Here is a 19,465-nt window from a genome sequence, read left to right on the forward strand (position 1 = left end):
TACCTATATGGTTTTAACCAACGATTTGATACGGTTACGCTGTATCTGTTATGAAAAATGTATAACAACGAGCTAATAAATTACTCTCAGCTCAAATCAACACTTCTGGAGACATACTATGCAGCTCTCTCAATCTATGAAACGTACTGTATTAGCAAGCGCTATTGCGTTAGCTTTACCTATGGCTGCTATGGCTCAGGTAAAGGTTGGTATTTCTGTATCCTCTACAGGTCCAGCCGCATCATTGGGCATTCCTGAGCGCAACACTGTCAGTTTGTTACCCACCGAGATAGCAGGGCAAAAGGTGGAGTACATTGTACTGGATGATGGAACAGATACTACAGTAGCGGTGCGCAATATGCGCAAACTCATCACTGAGGATAATGTGGATGTAGTTATTGGTACTTCCGTAACACCGGGCTCGTTAGCCATGGTGGACGTGGCTGGTGAAACCAAAACACCCATGATTAGTGTGGCCGCGAATGCACGTATTGTAGAGCCTGCAGAAGGCGCGCGTGAGTGGGTATTTAAAACCCCGCAAAACGACCAGTTAATGGCGGCAGCCTTAGCGGATGCGATGGAAAAACAAGGTGTTAAGACCCTAGGTTTTATTGGTTTTAATGACGCTTATGGCGATGGTTGGCTCGATGTGATGACTAAGGCTGCTGAAGCCAAAGGCATCAAAATGACCGCAGTAGAGCGCTATAACCGTAACGATACGTCGGTTACAGGTCCTGTGTTGAAGTTAACTGCCGCAAACCCAGATGGGATTTTAATTGCTGGTGCAGGTACCCCAGTGGCTCTACCACAGGGTGAAATCATTAACCGCGGCTATAAAGGAGTGCTCTATCACACTCACGGCTCTGCCAACAACGACGTATTGCGTGTGTGCGGTAAAGATTGCGAGGGCATGGTTCTACCCGCTGGTCCATTACTCGTAGCCGATCAGTTACCTGACGACAATACCGTAAAAACTTCCGCTCTAGAGTATAAAAAACTTTACGAAGACAAATACGGCGAGGGCTCTATTAACACCTTTGGCGGCCATATGTGGGATGCTGCTTTATTGGTGCACGATGCAATTCCTCGCGCTTTAGAAAGCGGTGCTAAACCTGGTACTGCCGAGTTCCGTGCAGCATTACGCGATGCAATTGAAAAAACATCAGACCTAGCTGCCTCACAAGGCGTATTTACCATGTCAGCAGACGATCACGCTGGTTTAGACGAGCGTGCCCGTGTCATGGTCAAAGTAGAGGGCGGCAAGTGGACCTATCAGCCCGACCTATAAATTACTGCCTATAGGTTTTCGAGCGGCTAGCCTGTATATTACGGGCTAGCCTGATCATTGGTTACATTAACCTTTGATTTTTTATGTGTGTTGTCATGGTGCATCCGAAATGGATTCAACGATAGTTCTGATATTACTGCAGGACGGCCTCTTGAACGGAGCGATTTATGCTCTGCTTGGTCTGGCTTTGGTGCTAGTGTTTGCCGTCACTCGTGTTATTTTTATTCCCCAAGGTGAGTTTGTTACTTTTGGTGCGTTGACCTTAGCGTTTTTAGTAAATGGTCAGGTACCTGGTACTGTGCATCTTTTGCTCATTATGGGCGTGTTGGTCTTTTTGCTAGAGCTAGGCTGTGCTATTCGAGCTAAGCTATTTGGCGGGCTATGGCGTACAGCGCTATGGACCTTAGCTTTACCTGCGGCTTTGTATTATTGTTTGCCGTTAGTTTTGCAAAAAGACACTTCCTTATGGTTGCAGGTGATATTTTCTATGGCTCTGGTAGTACCAATGGGGCCCATGATCTATCGTTTGGTGTATCAGCGTGTCGCTGAGGCCAGTGTTTTGGTTCTGCTGATTACCTCCGTAGCGGTGCACTTTGCCTTAACTGGTTTAGGTTTGGTTTTCTTTGGTGCAGAAGGCTGGCGTACCCCTCCTTTCATGACCGGTCAGGTCGAGCTATTGGGTATGGCGTGGTCGGCACAAACCTTATTTGTTCTTGCCGCAGCGGCTATTTTAATTGGGGCGCTTTGGCTATTTTTTGGTGGCACGCTATACGGTCGCGCCTTGCGAGCCACGGCAGTGAACCGACGTGGCGCACGCTTAGTCGGCATTAGCACGCTAATGTCAGGTCGTATTACCTTCACTTTAGCGGCAGCAATCGGTACCTTGTCAGGGATGCTCATCGCTCCAGTTACTACTATTTATTACGACACTGGCTTTTTAATTGGCCTGAAAGGTTTTGTGGCTGCCATTGTGGGTGGGCTTGCAAGCTACCCCCTTACTGCAGCAGGCGCTATTTTTGTAGGGATTCTCGAAGCCTTTTCCTCTTTCTGGGCTAGCTCCTACAAAGAGGTCATCGTATTTACATTTATTATTCCCGTTTTACTCTGGCGCTCTTTTGGTGTGCGTCCTGTAGACGATGAGGACTAAGGACATGAATCGCTTACTTTTAGTTGTTGTGGTGGGCGTATTGGCCATATTGCCACAACTTAGTCTGGTACCCGAGTTTTGGATTACTCAACTGAATTACATTGGCTTGAGCAGTCTTGTGGTTCTTGGTTTGGTGTTGTTAACTGGCGTAGGGGGGCTCACTTCCTTTGGTCAGGCTGCTTTTGTGGGCATTGGTGCCTATACAACTGCTTGGTTCACAACCAAGCTAGGCTGGTCGCCTTGGCTTACGTTGTGGGTAGCTCTTGCCCTGACTTTTGTGTTTGCCACTATTATTGGTGCGATCACTTTGCGGTTGTCCGGTCACTATCTACCACTCGGTACCATTGCTTGGTCATTATCGTTGTATTACTTATTCGGTAATCTTGGCTTTTTAGGTCAACACGACGGTATTTCTGGTATTGCTCCACTTTCCATTTTTGGGATTTCATTGGGGGCAGGCCGAAATATGTATTATTTGGTCTGGATATTTGTCTTAGGCAGTTTATGGGTGACATATAACCTCTTGCACTCTCGCCCTGGGCGCGCTATTCGAGCACTCAAAAGCGGTAGCAATATGGCGGAGTCCTTTGGGGTAAACATGGCCAACTACAAAGTCATTGTCTTTGTGTATGCGGCGCTGTTAGCGTGTGTATCTGGTTGGTTATATGCCCATTTACAGCGTGCTGTTAGCCCAAGCCCATTTGGTCTGAATTACAGTATTGAGTATTTATTCATGGCTGTTGTTGGTGGGGCAGGCAGTGTCTGGGGCGCGGTAGTGGGTTCTGCACTCATTCTGACGCTAAAAGATCAATTGCAAAACCTCTTGCCTCGTCTTTTTGATACCACGGCTAACTTTGAGCTAATCGTATTTGGCATTTTGATGATTTTTATACTGCAATACGCCGGCAATGGGATTTGGCCTTTATTTGCTCGCATTGGTCAGCTCCTGGGCGGTGGCGCTAAAAAAGATCAGCTCAAAGCCCCTGCTCAGGCCGAGCCCCTGGTGCAACGTCCACGTCCAGAAAAAGGTACGCTTATCCTAGAGCTTGATAAAGCACGTAAAGAGTTTGGTGGTTTGGTAGCGGTTAATGACATTAGCTTCAAATTACACGCTGGCGAAATTATGGGGTTAATCGGCCCTAATGGCGCGGGTAAGTCCACCACCTTTAACCTCATTACAGGTGTGTTGCCCTTAACAAGTGGCGATATCCGTTTTGAAGGGCAGCGTATTGATAAGTTGCGTGCTCGCGATATAGCTCGTCTTGGTATTGGCCGTACTTTCCAGCACGTGCAACTTATTCCTACCATGAGCGTATTAGAAAACGTCGCTCTGGGCGCACACTTGCGCCGTGACGTAGGTGTGGTTGCGGCCGCATTGCATGCCGAGCGTCGCAGCGAAGCCGAGCTATTGCATGAGGCAGCGGTGCAGTTACAGCGTGTTGGTTTGGGTGATTATTTATACGAAGAAGCGGGTAACCTAGCCCTAGGTCAACAGCGTATTTTGGAAATTGCGCGTGCCTTGGCGGCTGACCCGGTGTTGTTACTATTAGACGAGCCAGCAGCAGGCTTACGTTACAAAGAAAAGCAAGAGCTCGCTCACGTGTTAAATCAGCTTAGCGCCGAAGGAATGAGTATTTTGTTGGTTGAGCATGACATGGACTTTGTGATGAACTTGACTGATCACTTGGTAGTGATGGACTTTGGAACCAAGCTTGCCGAAGGCAAACCTCAGGAAGTCCAACAAAACCCGGCTGTGCTTCAAGCCTACCTAGGTGGGATTGATGACGATTTTGATGAGAACGAGCTAGCAGGCCTTCATCCAAATAAGGAGGCGGTGTAAATGCAGCCTTTATTAGAAGTTAAAAATTTAAACACCCAATACGGCAAAGTCACCGCCTTAAACAATGCCAATATTGTAGTGAACCCAGGCAGCATCGTAACGGTAATTGGGGGCAATGGTGCAGGCAAGTCCACCATGTTGAACTCCATTATGGGAAATTTGCCTGCCAATGGTCGTAATGAGGGGTTAGTTACTTACGATGCCCGCAATTTAGCTGGGTGGCAGGTAGAGCGTCGTGTTAGCGAAGGGCTTTGTTTAGTACCTGAAAGTCGTGAGTTGTTTGCCAGTATGTCGGTCGAGGACAACTTGCTGCTTGGCGGCTTTCGCCTATATCGTCAACGCGTCAGTGGATGGCGGGATACCATGGACGAGGTGTATGAGCTATTTCCTCGTTTAAAAGAACGTCGTACCCAACAAGCAGGAACCTTATCCGGAGGGGAGCGTCAAATGCTGGCTGTAGGGCGAGCTTTAATGTCACGACCCAAGCTACTTATGCTAGATGAGCCCAGTTTGGGCTTGGCTCCACGTATTGTGCGAGAAATCTTTTTGATTATTGCACGCTTACGGCGCTCAGGTGTGTCGATTTTGCTGGTCGAGCAAAATGCCCGTGCTGCTTTACAGGTGGCCGATTATGGCTATGTGTTAGAGACGGGGGAAATTATTCTAGAGGGGCAGGCTGCAGAGTTAAGCGATAACCCCAGAGTAATTGAAAGCTATTTGGGTCTAGGTAATAAAGATCGTAGCGAGGATGATTAAGCTCACTAAAAACGGTGCAGTTACAGCACCGTTTTTTTATGTCTAGATGGGTAAAACATATGAGCTAATCCGAGATAGGGTGAGCACGTTGGTGGATAACGGAAAGACGCACGTCATTGTTTTGTAAACAATAGATCTTATCAGCCAAATTAGCGGCAAAATTTTTATCCGACTCGTTAAGAATTAGGGTGTATCCGCGGTTTTTTAATTGCGTAAGCACTTTGATGGCATGAGGTAAAATGGCAGGGCAAATATCAATGTGCAAATCGTGAAAAATAATGATATCGGCCCCAGTACGCAACACGCGAGCTAAGGCTAAAAGATGTTGTTCGCCTGGGCTGAGCCGCGAACAAGGGGCGTCTTTATAGAGGGTGAGTAAAGGAAAAAGATCGTAGATTTCGGTTAAGGATAAGCCACCACCCAGACTAAGGCCGGACAGGGGCAAAAGAAGATTTTCTTCGCAGCTTAAATCTAAATCTAGGCCCATGGCTTTTGAGCAAAAGGCAACACCTAACCATGTCATTTGCTTGGAGCTAAGGTGAATAGTTTCCGTTTGGTGGATGCGTATGGAGCCTTTACGGTGTTGGTTAATACCTAATAGGCTTTCCAAAAGAGAGGACTGAGTGCTTTTGCAGTTAGAAACCAAAGCAATCATCTCGCCTTGTTTGGCATACAGGCTTAGGTCTTGAATAATCGGTTGATGATTATTCCAGGTGTGCAGATTGCGAACTTCTAAAGCCGTTTTATGCATAACGGTTCCCCTTTAGAGACAAAATAGTCCTGAGTAAGTCCTATTATGCGGTGCAGCATAGGGAACGGCTATGAGGGTTTTACTTAGTTTGCTGTAAAGTGATTTTTTCTTTAAATTCGCATAGGTCTGAAATACCGCATTCAGGGCATTTGGGCTTGCGGGCAACACATACATAGCGTCCGTGCAAAATTAACCAATGATGCGCATCCAACAAAAACTCGCTTGGTACCAGACGCATCAAACGATCCTCAACCTCGCGCACGTTTTTGCCTTTGGCTATACCCGTGCGATTGGATACCCTAAAAATGTGTGTATCTACTGCCATAGCAGGTAGGCCAAATGCTGTATTTAAAACCACATTTGCCGTTTTTCTGCCAACACCAGGTAAAGCTTCCAGTGCTTCGCGCGTATTAGGCACCTCTCCTTGATGCTTTTCAATTAATAACTCACAGGTCCGCATTACATTTTTGGCTTTGGTTTTGTATAACCCAATGCTTTTAATGCACTCGGTTAATCCTTCTAATCCCAGTGCAATAATACCCTCGGGGCTACCGTGGGTAGGAAAAAAGCGTCGGGTGGCAATATTCACAGACACATCGGTGGCTTGCGCTGACAAAATAACAGCAATCAATAATTGAAAGGTGTTTTCATACTCAAGCTCGGTGGTGGGATGTGGATTTGCAGCTTTAAAGCGTTCAAAAATTTCAGTACGGATTTGACGATTCATGAAAGCAATATATTAGGGTGATTGACGACGTGCACGTGCTTTGGCTAAAACATCAGCAATAGTAGCAGCGCGGTGTGTGCTTGAGTCAGCCTGTGCGCTGACCTTGGGTTTGTTAGCTAAAACACGAGCGGCAACGCCAGTCGCCTCACCGTGTTTTTCTGCTAATCGTTCTTGGCGCTGGTTAAAATGATCGCGAGCTTGGTTGGCAAGATGAACTGTCCACACAGCAGGGCCTGGCACCATAGTAATACAATCTACAGGACACGGAGCAAGACATAAATCACAGCCGGTACAGCGATCGCTTAATACGGTATGCATTTTTTTATTAGCGCCCACGATGGCATCGACCGGGCAAGCTTGAATGCACAGGGTGCAACCTATGCAGTGTTCTTCATCAATGAGTGCTACCGTTGGGGCTGTATGAGCACCGCACTCGGGGTCAAGCGCTTGAATCGGTTGTTGGGTTAGGGCTGCTAGGGCTTGGATGCCAGCATCCCCACCAGGAGGACAACGGTTGATCGCCTCGTTATCTATAGCAATAGCTTGCGCATAGGGCAAACAGGCATCATACCCGCAACGGGTACATTGAGTTTGCGGTAAAACAGCATCTATCTTTTGGATTAGGGCGTGAGTATTCATGTGACAAAAAAAGAGGGCTTAGCCCTCTGTGGCCGCAGATTTAAGGTCTAGGCGTGTTGTTGAATAAAAGCTTTAACTTGTGGGTAAATATGTTGGCGCCAGCGGCGGCCAGAAAAAATACCATAATGACCACTGCCTTGGGCAATATAGTGGCGCTTTTTAGACTGAGGAATGTGCTGACAAAGGTGTTGTGCGGCTTCAGTTTGACCTAAGCCTGAAATATCATCAAGTTCACCTTCTATAGTTAGCAGCGCAGTATGAGTGATGGCGGCCGGATCTACTTTTTGTCCATCAATAGACCATGTGCCTTTAGGTAATGCATAGTCTTGGAAAACCACTTTGATGGTATCAAGGTAGAATTCAGCAGGCATATCTAACACGGCATTATATTCATCATAAAAACGACGGTGAGCTTGGGCATCGTTATCTTGCCCTTTAATTAGGTGCTGATAAAAGTCGTAGTGCGATGACATATGTCGGTCGGGGTTCATAGCCACAAAACCAACATGTTGTAAAAAACCGGGGTAAACACGTCGGCCAGCGCCCATATAACGTGCTGGAACGCGATGAATTAAATGATCTTCAAACCAGCTGTATGGCTTGGTTGTGGCTAGGCGGTTGACTTGGGTCGGTGATTGACGTGCGTCAATGGGCCCACCCATTAGCGTTAAGCTTTTGGGTGGGTTGGGGTGTGCCTTAGCAGCCATTAATGATATTGCAGCTAATACAGGAACGGTGGGTTGGCACACAGCAATAACATGCACATCTGTATTCAAAAACTGTAAAAAGTCCTCGATATACCGTACATAATCATTTAAGTGAAACGAACCCGCTGCAAGTGGGATCATACGAGCGTCAACCCAGTCGGTTACGTAGACATCGTGATCTTGCAGTAAAGTACGTACCGTGTCCCGTAATAAGGTGGCATGGTGCCCAGATAACGGAGCAACCAACAAAACCGTGGGTCTAGGAGCTGCTGGGGGGTGTGCTAAGCTAAAACGTACCAAATGACAAAAAGGCGTGGAATACACCGTATGCTGATTAACAGCTATATGTTGGTTGGGACTACGCAACGCGTTAATGTCCCACTCCGGTTTTTCGTACTCTTTACCTAGGCGATGTATCAGCTCGTAGCCGGCTGCTAACTGCTTTGATATGGGAGTATAGGCCCATGGGTTATATGGATTAGTTAAAAGTTGTGCACTATGGCTTGAAAAAGTCGCTAATGGCGACAGAAAAGAGCGTTGTAGCTCGTGTAGATCATACAACATGAGGCCGTAATCCCTTGTGAGGTTTTAGACTGACTCTTAACGCTCTAGGTGCTGTAGTTTATCGGGCACCCCGTTCCAATTGTCAGCATCAGGAAGTGGATCTTTTGATCGGTTAATCATACCAAAGACTGGGGTAAGTTCTGCATTGAGTTCAATGAAGTGGACTTGGTCTGCTGGCACATCTTCTTCAGCATAAATGGCGTTGGCTGGGCATTCCGGAATACAGACGGCACAGTCAATGCACTCATCAGGGTCAATAACAAGAAAATTTGGGCCCTCGCGAAAACAGTCCACCGGGCAAACATCTACGCAATCGGTAAATTTACATTTAATACAGTTTTCGGTGACGACGTGTGTCATTTTGAGGCTCCAGCTTGAATCAAGGCAACAAAAAGTAGATAAATAAGAATGGTCTTTGAGGGAAAGAGTAAAAAAAGAGTCTTTCCTGTAGACCAAGTTAACTATTTTAACGAATATATAGGCATAGGTTTGAATTTAAACTAAAGTGTAGCGCTTTAGTGCTGTGCCTTGGCATAAAACATACATAACACCACGTTGGTGTGGTGTTGCTTTTTTCCTTTATTAGGTGGTGTGGCGATGATAATTACCTCTTTGCTAGATACAGATTTATATAAGTTTTCCATGATGCAGGTGGTGCTACATCATTTTCCAGCCGCTCAGGTGCAATATCGCTACCAATGCCGCACACCTAATATCAATTTGCATCCTTATATTGATGAAATTCGCCAAGAAATTAAAGCGTTGTGTCAGCTTCGCTTTAACGAGGACGAGCTGAATTATTTGCGACAGCTGCGTTTTATCAAAAGTGATTTTGCTGACTTTTTAGGTTTGTTCCAGTTGCCTGAGCGTTGCATACGAGTGGATTATGGTGACAAACCAGGCGAGTTGAGCATAGAGGTAGAAGGGCCCTGGTTACATACTATTTTATTTGAAATTCCTGTACTGGCTATTGTAAACGAGGTGTACTTTAGAAACACACAACCTCAACCCGATTGGGAAGAAGGGCGTCGTCGCCTCAAAAACAAAATGGAGCTCGTGTTAACGGACGCTGACCTTAGCGACTTTAAAATTGCCGAATATGGCACACGTCGTCGTTTTTCAAAGGTATGGCACAACGAGGTCGTTGCTACGCTTAAAGCCACCATGGGTTCTCATTTTGCAGGAACAAGCAATGTACTCATGGCAAAAAATCATGGTGTATTGCCTTTAGGCACTATGGCGCACGAATACCTTCAAGCTTGCCAAGCTCTTGGTCCGCGTTTACGTGATTCACAAATTTACGCGTTCGAGGTCTGGGCCAAAGAGTATAGGGGTGACTTAGGGATTGCTTTGTCCGACGTATATGGTTTAGAGGCCTTTTTAAATGACTTTGATATGTATTTTTGTAAGTTGTTTGATGGCGCGCGGCATGACTCAGGAGACCCTTTTGTTTGGGGCGAGCGCTTATTGGCTCATTATCAACAAAACCGTGTGGATCCTCGTACAAAGACTTTGATTTTTTCTGACGGTTTGAATTTCCCTAAGGCCATTGAGCTAGCCAAGCATTTTGCTGGTCGTTGCAAATTGGCGTTTGGTATAGGCACAAACTTAACTAATGATTTGGGGTATGAGCCTTTGCAGGTGGTAATGAAAATGGTGCGCTGTAACGGACAGCCTGTGGCTAAAGTGTCAGATACACCGGGTAAAACCATGTGTGATGATCCCGCCTATTTGGCTTATTTGCGTCAAGTCTTTAATTTGCCAGAGGTTATAGATAATTAGTTTAACTGAAGACTTAATTGGGCGGCTAAGAGTCCGCCCAGCTCTTTGGCCTGAGCAATAGCCTGAGGGGAAAGTGTTTTAGGAGCGAGAATAGCCGCAGGTGACTGAGCGTCAAAAAGAACAATGGCGGTGGGATAAATACGTTGCAAGCGCCACCCTGTGCAAATGCTTTCTAGTTGTTTTGCTGCGCCGGTACCTGAACTGCCTGCACTAATCATAGCGCTATAAGGGCGACCATTCAGTTGGTCTAAAACCGCATAGTAATTACGATCGAAAAACGCTTTCATTTCCCCGCTTAGGCTGCCTAGGTTTTCTGGCGCACAAAATAAATAAGCAGAGGCATTAAGCAAATCGTATGCCTGCACTTGATCAGCTGGTAGGCAGATGATGCTGCAGCGGGAGCGTAGCTGTAACTCGTCCAGCACCTCTTTAGCGCCCTCAGCAGCAAAAAAAGCCAGTTGTTGGCTGGCACTGGTGCGGGAATGCCATACAATAAGTAAACGCACAATAATTCCTGTGTATATCGTAATAGGGTGTCGAGTCAGGTACATAAAGTACGATAACTTGCGTATAAAACAACTTATTTCATCTCCATCGTTATGTCTAGCTTTATTCCCGATCAGCCTCAGTCAGCCATAACGGCCAGTAGCCCATTCACTGCCGAGTGGCTTCGTCACGTGTCGGCAGACTTACCCGCACCTCAACAGGAAATGCTTGCTTCGGCTGTAAAGCGAGCAGAACCATTAATCCATGGTTTGTATACCCCAGCCGGCGAGCCCTTAGACTCACATACGGCAGCGGTGCTTGGTATTTTGCATGATTTAAATGCCGATGCTCACACTCGCATTTGTGCATTGTTAGCGGTGCTCGAGACCAAAGACCAGCTGAAACACGAGGTTCTGAAAAACGAGTTTGGTTCGCAAGTCGCCACCATGGTGGGGGGCGCACGAGCCCTGTATGACCTGGGCGTATTAGCCGCTAAAGCTCATGATCAAGCAGCCACAGGCACCGATCAAAAAGAAATGAAGCGCAAAATGCTTTTAGCTATGGCAGTGGATTTGCGTATTGTGCTGGTACGTTTGGCTTCACGCCTACAAACGTTGCGCTGGTTTGTGTTTAGTAAAACACCATGCCCGTATGATTACGCTAAAGAAACCATGGAGCTATATACACCGTTGGCAAACCGCCTTGGGATTTGGCAGCTTAAATGGGAAATGGAGGACTTGGCGTTTAGGTTTATGCAGCCCGATACCTATAAAGCCATAGCAAAACAGCTCGAGGAAAAACGGGCTGAACGTGAACAGTTTATTGATCACATTGTGCAGACTTTAACTCGAGCCCTACTCGATATGGGGGTTCGTGCCGAGGTTAATGGGCGTCCCAAGCATATCTACAGCATTTACAACAAAATGCGCAATAAAAATTTGCGTTTTGACCAGCTTTACGATATTCGAGCATTGCGCGTTATTGTGGACGATGAGCGCAGCTGCTATAGCACGTTGGCGTTAATTCATGCTATGTGGACACCCATAGCTAACGAGTTTGATGATTACATTTCTCGACCTAAACCTAACGGATACCGATCACTGCATACCGTAGTGGCCGACGAGGAAGGGCGCACCTTTGAGATTCAAATTCGTACCGCTGAAATGCACCATTTTGCCGAGTTTGGGATGGCAGCGCACTGGCATTATAAAGAGGCTGGCGCAAAAGGAGGGCAAGTATCTGCCTCTGCTGAGGAGCAAAAAATTGCCTGGATGCGGCAGCTCCTAGCATGGGATCACACCACCGATGATAAGGCGTCGGCTATGGTGGAGTCCGCTCCCGAACATATTTATGTGCTTACTCCCCAAGCCCGAGTCATTGAGTTACCTTACGGGGCGACTCCTGTGGATTTTGCGTACTACTTGCATACCGACTTAGGGCACCGTTGTCGTGGAGCCAAAGTAGACGGGCATATGGTGCCTCTGCTAACTAAACTAAAAACAGGGCAAACCGTTGAAATTATCAGCACTAAATCAGGCGGTCCATCCAGAGACTGGCTCAATCCTCAACTTGGTTTTTTAGCTAGTCCCCGCTCTCGTGCCAAAGTGCGAGCTTGGTTTAATGCCGTTGAGTTGCAACAACGCATCAGCCAAGGGCAAGCTCTGGTGGAAAAAGAGCTACAGCGTTTAGGCAAAACAGCAGTTAACTTAGAACAGCTGGCGCAGAAATTAAATTTTGCTCGCGCTGATGACTTGTATATAGCGGTAGCCAAAGACGAGTTTAGTCTGCGTCATATAGAAAATGCGTTTAAGGTTTCTAGTGATAGTGCAGCAACATCTACGACGACTAAAATTTTTAATGCCAATGCGGCTAGTGTGACGCGCACGGGTCGTAGCGGGGTATTGGTGGTTGGGGTAGACTCGCTTATGACACAATTGGCGCGTTGCTGTCGGCCTGCTCCACCTGATAGTATTAGTGGGTATATTACCAAGGGCCGAGGTGTATCTATTCACCGCAGCGACTGTAAATCATTTTTAGGTCTTGTGGCAGCCCAGCCTGAGCGAGCCATAGATGTAGACTGGGGTGATACAGGTGATGCCTTGTATCCTATTGACTTATTAGTCAGTGCCTCCGAGCGCCCTAATTTATTACGGGATATTTCCGAAGTCTTTGCTCGACTACGTGTGAATGTCGTAGGGGTAAACAGCCAAAGCCGCCGGTCACTAACTCAACTGCTTTTTACCATCGAGGTCAAAGACGGCGAGCAAATTCAACGCACTATCAGTACTTTGCAGGATATTCCAGGCGTGCGTGCTGTGCGTCAGTAGTGTCAGTCTAGCTAGGCAGAGCAGTATTGGTTCTTCATCGGTCTTAGCGTTAAACTGATAAAATTATGACCTTAATCATGATCATCTTGAATTTTTAAAAAACAGAGAGTATTACTTTGACTACCTATAGTTATCCCGATCAGAAAGGGCATTTTGGTCCTTTTGGTGGGTCTTTTGTCGCAGAGACGTTAGTACATGCTCTAGCTGAGCTGCGTGAGGCCTACGATACGTATCGTAATGATCCCGAGTTTTTACGAGAGTTTCACTACGAATTAAAGCATTTTGTAGGGCGTCCGTCGCCTGTGTATCATGCTAAACGATGGTCGGAGCAACTAGGTGGCGCACAAATTTGGTTTAAGCGTGAAGACTTAAATCACACAGGTGCTCATAAGGTGAACAACTGTATTGGTCAAATACTCTTAGCCAAACGTATGGGTAAAACCCGCATTATTGCAGAGACAGGTGCAGGTCAACATGGGGTTGCAACGGCAACTGTGGCAGCTCGTTATGGCCTAGAGTGTGTGGTGTATATGGGCAGCGAGGACGTAAAGCGTCAAGCCTCTAATGTCTATCGCATGAAACTATTAGGTGCAACCGTGGTGGCGGTTGACTCTGGCTCTTGTACTTTAAAAGACGCTTTAAACGAAGCCATGCGTGATTGGGTCACCAACGTAGAAAATACATTTTATATTATTGGCACTGTTGCTGGGCCTCATCCTTACCCAGCCATGGTGCGCGATTTTCAGTCGGTCATTGGCACAGAATGCTTAGAGCAAATGCCAGAGGAAACGGGCCGTCAACCTGATTACATCGTGGCAGCCGTGGGCGGTGGCTCTAACGCCATGGGTATTTTTTACCCGTATATTGACCAGCCCCAAGTCCAATTAGTTGGGGTAGAAGCAGGAGGCGAGGGCTTAACCACATTAAGGCATTCAGCCTCGCTTAACGCCGGGCGCGTTGGTGTCTTACATGGAAACCGAACCTATGTGCTTCAGGATGAGTTTGGTCAGGTTCAAGCTACGCATTCTATTTCGGCAGGTCTGGACTACCCTGGGGTTGGACCCGAGCACGCATGGTTAAAAGACTCAAAACGCGCACTGTACGAGGTTATTAACGATGACGAGGCATTGCAAGCGTTTCATAACTGTTGTCGTATCGAGGGCATTATGCCTGCTCTAGAGTCCTCTCATGCTATTGCTCAGGCTGCGAAAATGGCACCAAGTTTAGCTAAAGACAAAATTATTTTAGTCAGCTTGTCTGGTCGAGGCGATAAAGATATGCATACTGTTGCCGAGCACAGTGGCATCAGCCTTTAATTTTTTGTGGCCTTAATTTTATGTCTACTACATCTAACCAACGATTAAAGGCGGCCTTTGAGCGCCTTAACGGACGAGCAGCGCTTATCCCTTATATAACAACCGGCGATCCTTCAGTAAGTATTACTGTGCCTCTTATGCATGCTTTGGTCAAAGCGGGGGCCGATGTGATTGAGCTTGGCGTACCGTTTTCCGACCCAATGGCCGATGGCCCTGTTATTCAGCGTGCTGCAGAGCGCGCAGTGAGCAGAGGTGTTTCACTTAGTAAAGTTCTCGAGTTAGTCGCCACCTTTAGAGAAACCGATCAGCAGACACCTGTGGTATTAATGGGATATGCCAACCCAATCGAGGCCATGGGACAACAGACTTTTGCTGCCGCCGCTGGTGCAGCTGGCGTAGACGGGGTATTAACCGTCGACTATCCGCCCGAGGAAAGCGAGGACTACATTCGCTATTTAAGTGAACATCACATTGATCCTATTTTCTTGCTGGCTCCCACTTCAACAGAGGAGCGCATGCAATGTATTGCTGACATCGCGCGCGGTTATGTTTATTATGTGTCCTTAAAAGGAGTGACGGGTTCTGCAGCCTTAGATGTAGAAAGCGTTGCTCAGCAAATTAAACGCATCCGTGAATATGTCACCATTCCAGTTGGGGTGGGTTTTGGTATTCGTGATGCTCAAAGCGCACAAAAAGTGGCAGAGGTGGCTGATGCAGTAGTAATTGGCAGCAAGTTAATTGAAACCCTAGAGCAATCTTATGCCGAACATGGGGATGATCAACGCGCCATTGATGCTGCTGCTCAGTGGCTCCAAAGCGTAAGCCAATCCCTATCTGCTTAAACTTTTGTTTTGATAACCTTTTTTAGCTCAGTATTTTATGTACTTAGCTAGTAGTGGTTTTAGGGTGTGCCCTAAAACCCCTTCAACAGGATTACCCAATGAGCTGGATCCAAAAATTATTACCCCCTCGAATTAACCGAGATCATGGCAGTAGCAAACGCGTTCCTGAAGGACTTTGGGTGAAGTGCCCTTCATGCGAGTCGGTGCTCTACAAAGAGGATTTGCAAGCTACTTTAAATGTCTGCCCCAAGTGTGACCATCACTTGCGTTTAAATGCACGGGGCCGCATTGATGCTCTTTTAGATACGGATAACCGTGTAGAAATTGGTCAAACAATTCGACCCATGGATCCATTAAAGTTTCGTGATACGAAAAAGTACCCCGACCGTGTGACACAAGCGACTCGAGCTACTGGCGAGACAGATGCGATGGTGGTCATGGCTGGTACGATATTATCCATGCCTGCTGTTGTAGCGTGTTTTGAATTTGAGTTCATGGGCGGCTCCATGGGGTCAGTAGTGGGCGAACGCTTTGTGCGTGGTGTCCAAGAAGCCATTCAGACTCGCTCTGCTTTTGTGTGTGTGGCCGCCTCGGGTGGTGCACGTATGCAGGAAAGCTTATTTTCTTTAATGCAAATGGCTAAAACAAACGCGATGCTGGTGCAGCTTTCTGAGGCCGGTCTGCCCTTTATTAGTGTGCTTACTGACCCAACAATGGGTGGGGTATCTGCCAGCTTTGCATTTATGGGTGATGTGGTGGTTGCCGAGCCCAATGCGTTGATAGGTTTTGCTGGTCCACGTGTTATTGAGCAAACAGTACGAGAAAAACTACCCGAAGGCTTTCAGCGCGCTGAGTTCCTTTTAGAGAAAGGTGCTATTGACATGGTGGTAGACCGTCGAGAAATGCGCAAAGAGCTTGCTGAGCTGATGGCATTAATGATGCGTCAGCCTGCAGAAGCAGTGCAAGCGCGTTAATTAAGCGACTACAAAAAAAGCCGGGATGCGATCCCGGCTTTTTTTTGCTTAACGTAATCAGTCTTGCTTTTGTGTCTCGATTTGCTCAAGTGTTGTTTGGGTTACTTGAGGTACAGTACGACGTGGTCGACCAAGAGGCACAGTGGGCTGTTTGATTTCTACGATAGCGTCTGCGCGAGTTTGCACCAACTCTAGACCCGCAGCTTCCAGTTCGGCTTGTAGTTGTGCTGGATCAAAACGAGCCGTGGATTGTGGGGCTTGAGCTAGGGAAGGCTCTGCGCTGATCTCTGTCTGCTGTTGGGGGCTAGGCTCTTCAATGGCTGCGTCAGCAACTGAGGTGATTTCAGTAGGCGTAGTTGCTTCATCAGTTAAGAGCTCATCCGTTACAGGAGAACTTGGCGTAGCATCAGCTTCGTCAACTGCAGAAAGGTCTTGTGCAGCAGTAGGCGTGGTCTCTGCTGACTCAGGACTGAACTCAACAGCTTGGGTTGCTTCTGATACGCTTTTTGCTGTTTCTGTTGACTGAGGAGCTTCTGCTGCTTCTGTGGCAACAGGAACGGGAGCGTTGCCTGTCTCAACCATGACTAATGGCTCATGTGCGACGGGCTCAGCCCAACGAGACCGTGGATTACGGCCTAGAGGTTGGGTAGGTGCCTCAGGCTCTGGTATAGCAGAAGTCTGAGTTTGGATTAACTCTAGACCTGCGTCAGCCAACTCAGCATGCAATTCCTCATCCTTAGGGGTTTCTGGTGTGAGGCTGTCAGCAGTTTGGACTGTTGGGCTGGTTTCTGTGACCACTGTATCGGTGGGCTCACTTGCAACGAAATCATTGCTAGAAACAGGGGTTGGCTTGACGGTTGTGTCAGAGTCCTCTGTTGAGCTAGCGGTTTCAGTTACGGGTGAAGTCGGTACGTCAGTAGCACTAGATGTTTGCTCTTCCTCTAGCACAGAGGCGTCGAATCGTGGCGTTTCATGGGCAACAAACTGAGAGGCGTTTTCTTCAATGTGTTCTGTGGACTCCACTTCTACATTGGTTTCTTCGCTAGGGCGACGACTACGACGACTGCGGCGGCGGCGATTGCGGCGGCGCTCAGTGGGCTGCTCATCATCGTGCTCAGAGGCAGTCTGCTCAGTGTTTAGCTCTTCAACCGGTGCTGTTTCATCAATAGGCTCTTCGATTGGCTTTGATGGCTTTGATACGGGAGCAGGGCTTTTGGATTGCTCGCTGACCTCGTTCAAAGCGGCGCTTTGTTGCAGGTTTTGTTCATCTGTAGCCACGTTTTCACGTCGACGATTGCGTGGGCTGCGACGACGGCGGCGGTTGTTGCTTTCAGCTTGTGCTGGCTGCTGCGCTGATTGATCGACCTCGGGGCTGCTGTCTGGCGTTACCACGGTATCCGTTGTGGGTTTGGCGGCACGACGATTGCGCACTGGGCGTCCAGACTCCACTACTGCTTTAGGGTCGGTGGGGTCAGGGCGGCGCTCGTTCTTATTGCGATTTTGTCGTTGGCGGTCGTGAGGACGACGTTCATTTTTCGCTTGGCGCTGACGTTTTTGTGGTTCAGGTTTTGGCTTGGCTGCTTTTTCTTCCGTAGGAGCAGGACTAGCGAATAAGGTTTTAATCCAAGAGCTTAAACGCGTCAGCAGGTTGACTTGGGTTTGTTTTTCAACCGCTGCCATAGGCGCGGGTTGAGCAGGAGTCACCCCTTTTACTAGCGCTACAGGGCGTGGCTTGATTTCATGGGTGCGGTGTGGTGTTAAGGTGCTTTCTTCCTCAACTTTGACCTGTTGATAACTGGACCGTAGCTCTTCTAGACGGGGATCATCGTGCCGTAAGCGCTCGATAATATGATGGGGGGTTTCTAGAGACTTATTAGGAATAAGGGTGAGATTGACGTTTAAGCGTGATTCAATCTTCGCTACATCGCTGCGTTTTTCATTGAGCAGATAAGTGGCTACATCGACCGGCAATTGTGCATGAATGGCGGCAGTGCCTTCTTTCATGGCTTCTTCTTGGAGCAGGCGTAATACGTGCAACGCACTGGACTCAGCATCACGGATCACACCTGTACCGGTACAGCGTGGGCAGGTAATGTGCGAGCCTTCGTTAAGAGCAGGGCGTAAACGTTGACGTGATAGCTCCATGAGACCAAAACGTGAGATTTTGCCCATTTGCACACGAGCGCGATCAAGGTGCAGAGCGTCGCGTAAGCGTTGCTCAACAGCACGTTGGTTTTTATTGTCTTCCATGTCGATAAAATCGATCACGATTAGACCACCTAAATCTCGCAAGCGTAACTGACGCGCGACCTCATCTGCGGCTTCGAGGTTAGTACGTAGGGCGGTTTCCTCGATGTCGGAACCCCGCGTAGAGCGTGCAGAGTTAACATCAATAGCGACTAGTGCTTCGGTATGATCAATGACAACTGCACCGCCTGAAGGTAGCTGTACAGTACGTGAATACGCCGTTTCAATTTGGTTTTCTATTTGAAAACGTGAGAATAAAGGGATGTCATCGCGGTACATTTTGACGCGACTGACGTTATCGGGCATAACCAAGCTCATAAAAGCGGTGGCTTGTTCGTGGATATCATCCGTATCGATGAGGATTTCACCAATATCTAGAGAGAAATAATCACGAATGGCACGGATAACTAGACTGGACTCTAGGTAGATAAGAACAGGGGCCTGATTTTCCTTGGCCGCGCCATCAATGGCAGCCCAAAGCTGTAGCAAATAGTTTAAATCCCATTGCAGCTCTTCAACGCTACGTCCAATGCCGGCTGTGCGCGCAATAATGCTCATGCCTTGTGGAACTTTGAGTTGGTCCATGGCCTCGCGCAGCTCTTGGCGTTCTTCGCCTTCTACGCGACGCGATACGCCGCCACCGCGGGGGTTATTAGGCATGAGTACTAAATAACGACCCGCTAAAGAGATAAAAGTGGTTAAGGCTGCCCCTTTGTTGCCGCGTTCTTCTTTTTCTACTTGGATGATGAGTTCTTGACCCTCAACCAATGCATCTTGAATTCGAGCATTACGTACATCGACGCCTTCTTTGAAATAAGAGCGAGCGACTTCTTTAAAAGGCAAAAAGCCATGGCGGTCTTCGCCATAGCTTACAAAACATGCTTCAAGTCCAGGTTCAACACGAGTGATAACACCTTTATAAATGTTTCCTTTGCGTTGTTCTCGACCGGCAGCTTCAATGTCGAGGTCAATCAGTTTTTGACCATCAACAATAGCAACACGTAGTTCTTCTTGGTGTGTTGCATTAAATAACATGCGTTTCATGAGTGTTATTCTCCGTAGTCATGGCGCG

Annotated in this window: 16 protein-coding genes; 9 read left to right on the forward strand and 7 right to left on the reverse strand. The window is 47.6% G+C overall.

What is annotated here, in order from left to right; genetic code table 11:
• Nucleotides 1–118 precede the first annotated feature (118 nt).
• From ACBP46_RS08120 to ACBP46_RS08135, 4 genes are all read left to right on the forward strand, one after another.
• Entirely contained in the window at nt 119–1,288 is a 1,170-nt protein-coding gene (locus tag ACBP46_RS08120) for an ABC transporter substrate-binding protein (RefSeq protein ID WP_371016233.1), read from the forward strand.
• Between the two features lie 109 nt (nt 1,289–1,397).
• Nucleotides 1,398–2,435: a branched-chain amino acid ABC transporter permease gene (locus ACBP46_RS08125; protein ID WP_371016234.1), complete on the forward strand. Its 1,038-nt coding sequence runs from the start codon at nt 1,398–1,400 to the stop codon at nt 2,433–2,435.
• A gap of 4 nt (nt 2,436–2,439) precedes the next feature.
• Complete coding sequence (locus ACBP46_RS08130; RefSeq protein ID WP_371016235.1) at nt 2,440–4,275, forward strand: branched-chain amino acid ABC transporter ATP-binding protein/permease; 1,836 nt, start codon at nt 2,440–2,442, stop codon at nt 4,273–4,275.
• Nucleotides 4,276–5,031, forward strand: coding sequence for an ABC transporter ATP-binding protein (locus tag ACBP46_RS08135; protein WP_371016236.1), 756 nt, complete (start codon nt 4,276–4,278; stop codon nt 5,029–5,031). It abuts the gene before it with no gap.
• Nucleotides 5,032–5,095: 64 nt separating this feature from the next.
• On the opposite strand, the gene ACBP46_RS08140 is transcribed toward ACBP46_RS08135, so the two are convergent.
• The 5 genes from ACBP46_RS08140 to fdxA all read right to left on the reverse strand — a co-directional run bounded on the left by ACBP46_RS08140 (nt 5,096) and on the right by fdxA (nt 8,779).
• Nucleotides 5,096–5,782: an ATP-binding cassette domain-containing protein gene (locus tag ACBP46_RS08140; RefSeq protein ID WP_371016237.1), complete on the reverse strand. Its 687-nt coding sequence runs from the start codon at nt 5,780–5,782 to the stop codon at nt 5,096–5,098.
• Between the two features lie 79 nt (nt 5,783–5,861).
• Nucleotides 5,862–6,509 (reverse strand): endonuclease III, encoded by a 648-nt coding sequence (gene nth, locus ACBP46_RS08145; protein WP_371016238.1) that lies wholly within the window; start codon nt 6,507–6,509, stop codon nt 5,862–5,864.
• 12 nt (nt 6,510–6,521) lie between these two features.
• On the reverse strand, nt 6,522–7,148 hold the full coding sequence (locus ACBP46_RS08150; RefSeq protein ID WP_371016239.1) for an RnfABCDGE type electron transport complex subunit B: 627 nt from the start codon (nt 7,146–7,148) through the stop codon (nt 6,522–6,524).
• A gap of 47 nt (nt 7,149–7,195) precedes the next feature.
• A complete protein-coding gene (locus ACBP46_RS08155) occupies nt 7,196–8,419 on the reverse strand; it encodes a polyhydroxyalkanoate depolymerase (RefSeq protein WP_371016240.1) in 1,224 nt (407 codons plus the stop codon).
• Between the two features lie 36 nt (nt 8,420–8,455).
• The gene (gene fdxA, locus ACBP46_RS08160) at nt 8,456–8,779 is read right to left on the reverse strand and encodes a ferredoxin FdxA (protein ID WP_371016241.1); all 324 of its coding nucleotides are present in this window, start codon (nt 8,777–8,779) and stop codon (nt 8,456–8,458) included.
• Nucleotides 8,780–9,016: 237 nt separating this feature from the next.
• On the opposite strand from fdxA, the gene pncB reads away from it, so the two are divergent.
• Nucleotides 9,017–10,201, forward strand: coding sequence for a nicotinate phosphoribosyltransferase (pncB, locus tag ACBP46_RS08165; RefSeq protein WP_371016242.1), 1,185 nt, complete (start codon nt 9,017–9,019; stop codon nt 10,199–10,201).
• Here pncB and ACBP46_RS08170 read toward each other — a convergent pair.
• Complete coding sequence (locus ACBP46_RS08170; RefSeq protein WP_371016243.1) at nt 10,198–10,707, reverse strand: flavodoxin family protein; 510 nt, start codon at nt 10,705–10,707, stop codon at nt 10,198–10,200. The two genes, pncB and ACBP46_RS08170, sit on opposite strands and share 4 nt — an antisense overlap.
• A gap of 93 nt (nt 10,708–10,800) precedes the next feature.
• Between ACBP46_RS08170 and ACBP46_RS08175 the strand changes: the two genes are divergently transcribed.
• From ACBP46_RS08175 to accD, 4 genes are all read left to right on the forward strand, one after another.
• The gene (locus ACBP46_RS08175) at nt 10,801–13,014 is read left to right on the forward strand and encodes a RelA/SpoT family protein (protein ID WP_371016244.1); all 2,214 of its coding nucleotides are present in this window, start codon (nt 10,801–10,803) and stop codon (nt 13,012–13,014) included.
• A 116-nt stretch (nt 13,015–13,130) separates the two neighbouring features.
• Complete coding sequence (gene trpB, locus ACBP46_RS08180; protein WP_371016245.1) at nt 13,131–14,330, forward strand: tryptophan synthase subunit beta; 1,200 nt, start codon at nt 13,131–13,133, stop codon at nt 14,328–14,330.
• A 20-nt stretch (nt 14,331–14,350) separates the two neighbouring features.
• On the forward strand, nt 14,351–15,172 hold the full coding sequence (trpA, locus tag ACBP46_RS08185) for a tryptophan synthase subunit alpha (RefSeq protein WP_371016246.1): 822 nt from the start codon (nt 14,351–14,353) through the stop codon (nt 15,170–15,172).
• A gap of 98 nt (nt 15,173–15,270) precedes the next feature.
• On the forward strand, nt 15,271–16,146 hold the full coding sequence (gene accD, locus ACBP46_RS08190; protein ID WP_371016247.1) for an acetyl-CoA carboxylase, carboxyltransferase subunit beta: 876 nt from the start codon (nt 15,271–15,273) through the stop codon (nt 16,144–16,146).
• Nucleotides 16,147–16,203: 57 nt separating this feature from the next.
• Here accD and ACBP46_RS08195 read toward each other — a convergent pair whose 3' ends face one another.
• A complete protein-coding gene (locus tag ACBP46_RS08195) occupies nt 16,204–19,437 on the reverse strand; it encodes an Rne/Rng family ribonuclease (protein ID WP_371016248.1) in 3,234 nt (1,077 codons plus the stop codon).
• Nucleotides 19,438–19,465 lie beyond the last annotated feature (28 nt).

It is taken from the genome of Paenalcaligenes hominis (assembly GCF_041359055.1).
Classification (GTDB): domain Bacteria; phylum Pseudomonadota; class Gammaproteobacteria; order Burkholderiales; family Burkholderiaceae_B; genus Paenalcaligenes; species Paenalcaligenes hominis_A.

Bases quoted from the DNA above. Each gene is read 5' to 3' on its own strand.
- ACBP46_RS08120 (WP_371016233.1), top strand. From the start codon at position 119: ATGCAGCTCTCTCAATCTATGAAACGTACTGTATTAGCAAGCGCTATT.
- ACBP46_RS08125 (WP_371016234.1), top strand. From the start codon at position 1,398: ATGGATTCAACGATAGTTCTGATATTACTGCAGGACGGCCTCTTGAAC.
- ACBP46_RS08130 (WP_371016235.1), top strand. From the start codon at position 2,440: ATGAATCGCTTACTTTTAGTTGTTGTGGTGGGCGTATTGGCCATATTG.
- ACBP46_RS08135 (WP_371016236.1), top strand. From the start codon at position 4,276: ATGCAGCCTTTATTAGAAGTTAAAAATTTAAACACCCAATACGGCAAA.
- ACBP46_RS08140 (WP_371016237.1), bottom strand. From the start codon at position 5,782: ATGCATAAAACGGCTTTAGAAGTTCGCAATCTGCACACCTGGAATAAT.
- nth (WP_371016238.1), bottom strand. From the start codon at position 6,509: ATGAATCGTCAAATCCGTACTGAAATTTTTGAACGCTTTAAAGCTGCA.
- ACBP46_RS08150 (WP_371016239.1), bottom strand. From the start codon at position 7,148: ATGAATACTCACGCCCTAATCCAAAAGATAGATGCTGTTTTACCGCAA.
- ACBP46_RS08155 (WP_371016240.1), bottom strand. From the start codon at position 8,419: ATGTTGTATGATCTACACGAGCTACAACGCTCTTTTCTGTCGCCATTA.
- fdxA (WP_371016241.1), bottom strand. From the start codon at position 8,779: ATGACACACGTCGTCACCGAAAACTGTATTAAATGTAAATTTACCGAT.
- pncB (WP_371016242.1), top strand. From the start codon at position 9,017: ATGATAATTACCTCTTTGCTAGATACAGATTTATATAAGTTTTCCATG.
- ACBP46_RS08175 (WP_371016244.1), top strand. From the start codon at position 10,801: ATGTCTAGCTTTATTCCCGATCAGCCTCAGTCAGCCATAACGGCCAGT.
- trpA (WP_371016246.1), top strand. From the start codon at position 14,351: ATGTCTACTACATCTAACCAACGATTAAAGGCGGCCTTTGAGCGCCTT.
- accD (WP_371016247.1), top strand. From the start codon at position 15,271: ATGAGCTGGATCCAAAAATTATTACCCCCTCGAATTAACCGAGATCAT.
- ACBP46_RS08195 (WP_371016248.1), bottom strand. From the start codon at position 19,437: ATGAAACGCATGTTATTTAATGCAACACACCAAGAAGAACTACGTGTT.